We start from the raw sequence: 6213 nt of genomic DNA, 5'->3' as shown, positions 1-6213 counted from the left end.
TCGTGGTCGTGCCAGACGAACAGCAGCCCGCTGCGGACGTCGGTCGCCCAAGACCGGGTACGGGCCAGCCGCGGCGTGCGCTTGGCGTAGGGCACCAGCTTGCACTTGCCGTCGCCACCCCAGCGCCAGTCGTGGAACGGGCAAGCGATCTCGTCACCCTTGATGGTGCCCTGCGACAGGTTGCCGCCCATGTGCCGGCAGTAGCCGTCCAGCACGTGCACGTCGCCGTGCGAGTCGGCGAACACGACCAGGTGCGTGCCGAATGCCTCCACTCCGTGGGGCTCGCCGTCCAGGTAGTCCTTGACCGGGCCAAGGCAGTGCCAGCCCCGGGCGTACCGGTCGGGCAGGGTGCCGGCGTCGATCTCGCGTATACCGGCAGTCTCGGTAGCCATGACACCTCCAGGTTTCTAGGCTTCTAACTAGAACACGTTACAGTTTTTCGCTTGGATAGCGCAATGACGCGGACATTTACGGTCCGGCAATCGGTGCATCGTCGCCGGTTACCCGGCCTGCGGTATATCTGAACGATGCCGCTGTATTCCTTCGAAGGCCGATCGCCGCGGGTCGATCCCACCGCTTTCGTCGCCCCAACCGCCACCTTGATCGGCGATGTGACGGTCGAGGCCGGCGCGTCGGTGTGGTTCAACACCGTGCTGCGCGCCGACTACGGCCCGGTGATCGTCCGTGAGGGCGCCAACGTGCAGGACGGGTCGGTCTTGCACTCACCGCCCGGCATCCCGGTCGACATCGGTCCCGGAGCGACCGTGGCGCACATGTGCATCATCCACGGCGCCCATATCGGCGCCGAGGCTTTGATCGCCAACCACGCCACCGTCCTCGACGGCGCGGTGATCGGCGCGCGCAGCTTGATCGCGGCGGGCGCGCTGGTGACCGGCGGCACCAAGATCCCCGACGAGGTACTGGTGGTCGGAGCACCGGCCACCATCAAGGGCCCGATCGCGGGGACCGGTGCCGAGATGTGGGTGAAGGTGAACCCGAAGGCGTACCAAGATCTGGCTCGGCGTTATCTGACTGGGCTGGAACCGATTTAGGCTTACCGCATCCAGTCCGGCGTCACCGGGAGGCCATTGTGGTGCCGGTATTCGGCGATGGCTTTGAGGTTCTTCATCTCCAGCAGATGACCCGCGCCGAACATCTCCCAGAAGTCTCCCACCCAGACCGGCCGTTCCGGCGGGCTGGCGTCTGGATACGGATTGCGGTCGTAGAACGGGTGATGACAGTTCGTCCACAGCACCACCGAGCCCGGCTTGTCCAGCACGCTTTGAGCGTCGACGATGCGCATCAGGTAAATCATCCATAGATGCTTGCCCTGGTCCCACGCGCAGTGATAGTCGACGGTGCGGCCTTGTTCACTGGCCTCTGTACGGACGTAGATCTCGGTCTCCGACCCCAAACGGTCGTAGGCCTGCCATAGTCCTGGCTCATCGGTTTCGGTGAACCCGCGCAGACTGTAGGTCCACTCTTCCAGGCAACGGGTATCGGACATGTACGAGAACAGTTCGTCCGGCGGGCAGTCGATGTAATCGTTGACGGTGCAGTATTGGCCGAATACTTCGTCGTGCGGGTACACCGAACGCATCATTTCCATGATCATCGGGGTGGCCTTCTCCCGCGGGCTTGTCTCGATTCGAGTTATGCCATCGATCGGCTCGGTGCTGCCGGTGTGGGCGACGATATCTTCAAGTGCGGGCAGCGACATCGGGTCGGTCTCCTTCGCGGGCGTACGACGGTGATTCCACGGGCTGCAGCGGAGGTGATAAGGAAAGCGGCCCCTGTCAAAAGCGTTGCAAACACGCAGATTTCGCTGGCAATTAGCTGACGCGATTATACATGTTATGGCCCGACTTTACTCTGCTTCGTCTCCATGGGTCGACGGCGAGAAAAAGATTCCAAATCATTGAACCGACTTGGGCTCTGACTCGTTATATTTCGCACACGTGCTTTGCGACAAGGTCGCACGGGAGTGGCAGTAGGGCGCGTCCGATTCGTCGCGGCCGACTGATCGCTGCGTTCTTGCGGAGGGCTATGAACACACCACTCGACACCCGTGCTGCACCAAGCCGTTGGCTGAGAATCGAACTGCGCGACGTTGTTCGCCGGTACCGGGTCGGCGACCAGGATGTGCGCGCGCTCGATGGAGTGAGCCTTGAGTTCGAAGGCGGACAGTTCGTCTCGATAGTCGGACCATCGGGCGCTGGCAAGAGCACGTTGCTGCACTTGCTCGGAGCCCTCGACGCGCCTGATTCCGGGTCGATCGTCTTCGACGGAAGCGAGATCGGTCGCCTCAGTGACGAGCAACGGTCAAAATTTCGCCATCATCGCGTCGGCTTCGTTTTCCAATTCTTCAACTTGCTGCCGACGCTGTCGGCATGGGAAAACGTGGCGGTTCCGAAACTGCTCGACGGGGTTCGACTGGGCAAGGTCAAGTCGGATGCTGTTCGGCAGTTGGAGCGGGTCGGGCTGGGCGACCGCACGCAGCATCGGCCAGCGGAGCTTTCGGGCGGTCAAATGCAACGGGTGGCTGTGGCCCGGGCGTTGATGATGAATCCATCGTTGATTCTCGCCGACGAACCGACCGGCAATCTCGATTCCGCCACGGGCACTTCGATCTTGGAGTTGCTGGCCGAGGTGGCGCACGTGGAGGGCGGCAGCCGGCTGGTCGTGATGGTGACCCACAACTCTGATGCGGCGGCGGCGACTGATCGGGTCATCACCCTCCAAGACGGTCGGGTAGGTTCTGACCAGCTTTCCGCGGTGTTGAGATGAGTCCAGCCTCGGCGATTGGCGCGGCGGCGAGCCGATTACGCGTGTTCAGCCTTCGCGAGCTCCTAGTGCATCGCCGACGCACGACGGCATCGATCGCTGTAATGGCAGTTTCTGCAATGTATCTCGTCGCTGTCATCGGAATCTTTGGCTCGATCACCGGATCGGTGAACCGGCTAGCCGATGGGGTCGCCGGTGTCGCAGCACTTGAGGTATCGGGAATCACCGACGCGGGGTTTCCCGATACGATCACCGCCGATGTCGCCGCGGTTCCCGGCGTCGCGACTGCGGCACCCATGATCCGAACCTCTGCCTCCGCGGCATCGGGTCCAGTTTTGCTGTTCGGCGCAGACAAGAGCAGCGCCGCGTTGGGCGGTGCCTTGAAAGACGCCGTTCAGAAACCGTTGAAGACCCTGTCCGAGAACCCCAACGGTGTCCAGGTCGGGCCTCGGGTCGGTCATGCCAAAGGTCAGACATTCCAGCTGGGCTCCGCTTCGGTCACGGTCACGGAAGTGCTCACCGGCCAGCAACTTGCAGACCTCAACGGCGGCCATTACGTCCTCGCTCCACTTGCTTTGGCGCAGAGCATAACTGGACGTAATGGCCAGCTCGACTCGATACTCATCACGACAAAACCTGGTGCCGATCTCGGAGCAGTGCGAGCCGGAGTGACCGCAGCCGTCAAGGATCGGGCGATCGTTGCGTCCCCGAGCATGCGGGCAGTCCGGGCCGGTGACGGCGTCAAGCTGATGAACTACATGGCATTGATGGGCGCCGGTGTGGCGTTGGTGGTTGGCGCTTTCCTGGTGTACACCACGATGACGATGGCGATCACTCAGCGCCGGCCGGTGATCTCGATGCTGCGTGCGATCGGCGGCCGACGCACCACGATCGTTAGCGACCTGCTCGCGGAGGCCGTCATCCTCGGGCTGATCGGCGGAGCCATCGGCTCGGCCATCGGAATAGTGATGGGCCGTGCGGCGATTGGTCGATTGCCGCCAGTCATAACCCAAGGTTTGGAAGCTCGGATCGAGTACTGGTTGCCTGACTATGCGATACCGGTGGCATTGTCAGCGACGATCCTCACCGCTGTGGCGGCAACGGCGATGGCGGCCCGGCAGGTCTACAAGGTTTCACCGATCGAGGCCCTTGCGCCGGTAGGCGTTTCATCGGCCGATTTCGTGCCACGGTGGCTGCGGATGACATCCGGGATTGCAGCCGTCGCGGTGTTCGCGGCATCGATCGGCATCGTCGTCGACCATCGCGGCAGCTTGGCCTTCGTCGCCGTCTTCGCGCTATTCACCGCGGAGATCGCGCTCGGCTTCGCACTGACTGCAGTCATGGTCAAGGCCACATCCGCGACGGCCCGGATTTTCGGATCGGTTGGACCGCTGGCCGCGGCGACGATAGAGCGGGCGCCGCGGCGGGTGTGGGCCACGGTGATGACGGTGCTCATCGCGGTGGTCACCACCGTGGTGATAACCGGTACGAACGCCGACATGATCCGTTCGGCACGAGCCATTTTCGCGCCGGTCGCGGGCGTCGACGTGTGGGTGAGTGCCGATGCCCCCGACAGCTACCCCGCCGACGCGCTGCCGCAAGATCTTGCCGACAAGGTTGCCGCGGTGGCGGGGGTACAAGGTGTCACCAAGGGCGCATCCGGATTCGCCGAGGTGGGTGGGACGCGCGTGATGCTCGACGGGTTTTCCACCGGCACCGCCGATCCGCTCTACCGGGCGTTAGGCGATCAGGTACGCAATGCGGTACTCGCCGGTCGGGGAGTGGTGCTGTCGCAAAACCTCGGCAAGACTCTGCATGTTCGAGTCGGTGACCAACTCCAGCTGCAGACGCCGCACGGCCCGCGGCGTGCGACGGTGCTGGCCCTGGTCCCGTACTTCTCGACCGTCATCGGCACCGTCGGGATGAACCTCGACCGAATGCGGGAGTGGTTCGATCGTCCGGCAGCGACATCACTTCAGGTCAGTGCGGCTGCGGGAGTGGATCCGAATCGCCTGCTGGCCGACGTACGCCGGGCGGTGCCTGCGCCGAACTACGTATACAGCGGTCGTACGGCGCTGGCGGGCCTCGAGGCGCCACTGCATCAGAGCATGTTCATCGCCAACGCCGTGTGGATCATTGTGGTATTCGTCGCGGCAGTAGCACTTTTCAACACGCTGACGCTCTCGGTGCTCGAGCGGCGTCGTGAAATTGGTGTGCTGCGGGCGATGGGAACCAGTAGGCGGTTCACCCTGCACATGATCCTGGCCGAGGCGGCGGCCATCGGCATCGTCGGCGGCGTTTTGGGTCTGCTATTCGGTCTGGCGGACCAGTGGCTCTACAGCCTCGTCAGCGGCGACATGATGAACTTCACCGTTACCTTCCGGCCGAGTCCGATGGCGCTCGTGTTCACCGTGGGCGCGCTGGCGATCAGCCTGCTCGGCTCGCTGCCGCCAGCGCGCCGCGCGGCGCGACTGAACATCATCGAAGCGGTCGGCGTGGACTAAGGCGATTGCGATCTCAGTTCAGCTGTCCACCTCAGAGGCCGAAGAAGTCGTTCGCAACGAGGATCTCCCACAGCCCTGCGATGGGATCCTCGAAAGGAATGGTGAACGAGCTGTCGAGGGCCGGGTTCATCGTGTCGATGAACGTGTTGACGGTCACCCCGGCCGTGCCTAGGCCGATGTCGTCGGGCACCCCGAACTGCATCAGGTCATTCGTGGCTTCGTCGCCGGAAGTCAACACATCCGTGATGCCAAGCGACGGAATCTGCAGAATCATCGCCTCGAAATCCTCGGAAGGGTTGGTAGCTCCGATGTCGGTGATGCCAAAGAGGGCAAATAGTGGGTCGGTGGCGGAGATAAAGCCCGAGTCCGGTGCCGGGATGATGATCGATGCGGGGTCGAACGAAGCGGGGTCGGCGAGGCCGGCGAGGTTGATGCCCCCGTCGTCTGCGTTGGCGATGGGGATGCTTGCCAACGGGATGAGCCCCGCTGCGAGAAAGGCACCGGCAGCGGTGCCGAGAGCGAGTGTCATAAGCCGAGCACTCATTGGAGACTCCAATCGAGAGTGTGATCTAGCTCACTGTGAGTAAAACCTGAACGTACACCTGCAAGAAGCTGAGCGACACCCCCTCACCTGGTGCGATCCGCCGGATCAGAAACCGAGCGGAATGATCTGCCATACCGGGATACACGCAGCGCCTATGAACAACAGCTAAATGAATGCTTAATAAAGGCTGAACAACAGATAACGATTTCGTAATCGGTTAACCCGCGCTCATTCGATAACGGTGGCGAAACCATGCAGATGAGGAGTGCAGGGGGGCGGCACCAGGGTGCGCCGCGTGTTGCGTAATCCCCCGGTGTCGAACCCGGCCGCGGCGATGGCGTCGATGGTTCGGCGGTTCGGCTCGCATCCGGAAGCCAGCCA

At 62.9% G+C, this 6213-nt stretch carries 6 protein-coding genes and 1 pseudogene; 3 read left to right on the top strand and 4 right to left on the bottom strand.

What is annotated here, in order from left to right:
* Positions 1-392 (bottom strand): Rieske 2Fe-2S domain-containing protein (locus VN856_RS24480; protein WP_325694129.1); only part of this gene is annotated, 392 nt, incomplete at its 3' end.
* Between the two features lie 135 nt (positions 393-527).
* On the opposite strand from VN856_RS24480, the gene VN856_RS24475 reads away from it, so the two are divergent.
* Positions 528-1052, top strand: coding sequence for a gamma carbonic anhydrase family protein (locus tag VN856_RS24475; RefSeq protein WP_325694126.1), 525 nt, complete (start codon positions 528-530; stop codon positions 1050-1052).
* A 2-nt stretch (positions 1053-1054) separates the two neighbouring features.
* Here the strand turns inward: VN856_RS24475 and VN856_RS24470 are convergent, their stop codons facing one another.
* Complete coding sequence (locus tag VN856_RS24470; RefSeq protein WP_325694123.1) at positions 1055-1720, bottom strand: SRPBCC family protein; 666 nt, start codon at positions 1718-1720, stop codon at positions 1055-1057.
* A 326-nt stretch (positions 1721-2046) separates the two neighbouring features.
* On the opposite strand from VN856_RS24470, the gene VN856_RS24465 reads away from it, so the two are divergent.
* Complete coding sequence (locus VN856_RS24465) at positions 2047-2787, top strand: ABC transporter ATP-binding protein (RefSeq protein ID WP_414687040.1); 741 nt, start codon at positions 2047-2049, stop codon at positions 2785-2787.
* Positions 2784-5288 carry an FtsX-like permease family protein gene (locus VN856_RS24460; RefSeq protein ID WP_325694120.1) on the top strand — a complete coding sequence of 835 codons (2505 nt, stop codon included), beginning with the start codon at positions 2784-2786 and terminating at the stop codon, positions 5286-5288. Before VN856_RS24465 ends, VN856_RS24460 begins: the two co-directional genes overlap by 4 nt.
* A 31-nt stretch (positions 5289-5319) precedes the next feature.
* On the opposite strand, the gene VN856_RS24455 is transcribed toward VN856_RS24460, so the two are convergent.
* Positions 5320-5817 (bottom strand): hypothetical protein, encoded by a 498-nt coding sequence (locus VN856_RS24455; protein ID WP_325694117.1) that lies wholly within the window; start codon positions 5815-5817, stop codon positions 5320-5322.
* A gap of 243 nt (positions 5818-6060) precedes the next feature.
* Positions 6061-6213 (bottom strand): annotated as a pseudogene (locus VN856_RS24450) (class I SAM-dependent methyltransferase); the annotation flags it as partial.

Source organism: Mycobacterium sp. (assembly GCF_035603715.1).
Lineage (GTDB): Bacteria > Actinomycetota > Actinomycetes > Mycobacteriales > Mycobacteriaceae > Mycobacterium.
This window is presented reverse-complemented; position numbering and strand designations above follow the sequence as displayed.

What these genes read in the sequence shown, in the direction of transcription:
- VN856_RS24465 (WP_414687040.1), top strand. Translation starts at nt 2,047, where the DNA reads ATGAACACACCACTCGACACCCGTGCTGCACCAAGCCGTTGGCTGAGA.
- VN856_RS24460 (WP_325694120.1), top strand. Translation starts at nt 2,784, where the DNA reads ATGAGTCCAGCCTCGGCGATTGGCGCGGCGGCGAGCCGATTACGCGTG.
- VN856_RS24455 (WP_325694117.1), bottom strand. Translation starts at nt 5,817, where the DNA reads ATGACACTCGCTCTCGGCACCGCTGCCGGTGCCTTTCTCGCAGCGGGG.
- VN856_RS24470 (WP_325694123.1), bottom strand. Translation starts at nt 1,720, where the DNA reads ATGTCGCTGCCCGCACTTGAAGATATCGTCGCCCACACCGGCAGCACC.
- VN856_RS24475 (WP_325694126.1), top strand. Translation starts at nt 528, where the DNA reads ATGCCGCTGTATTCCTTCGAAGGCCGATCGCCGCGGGTCGATCCCACC.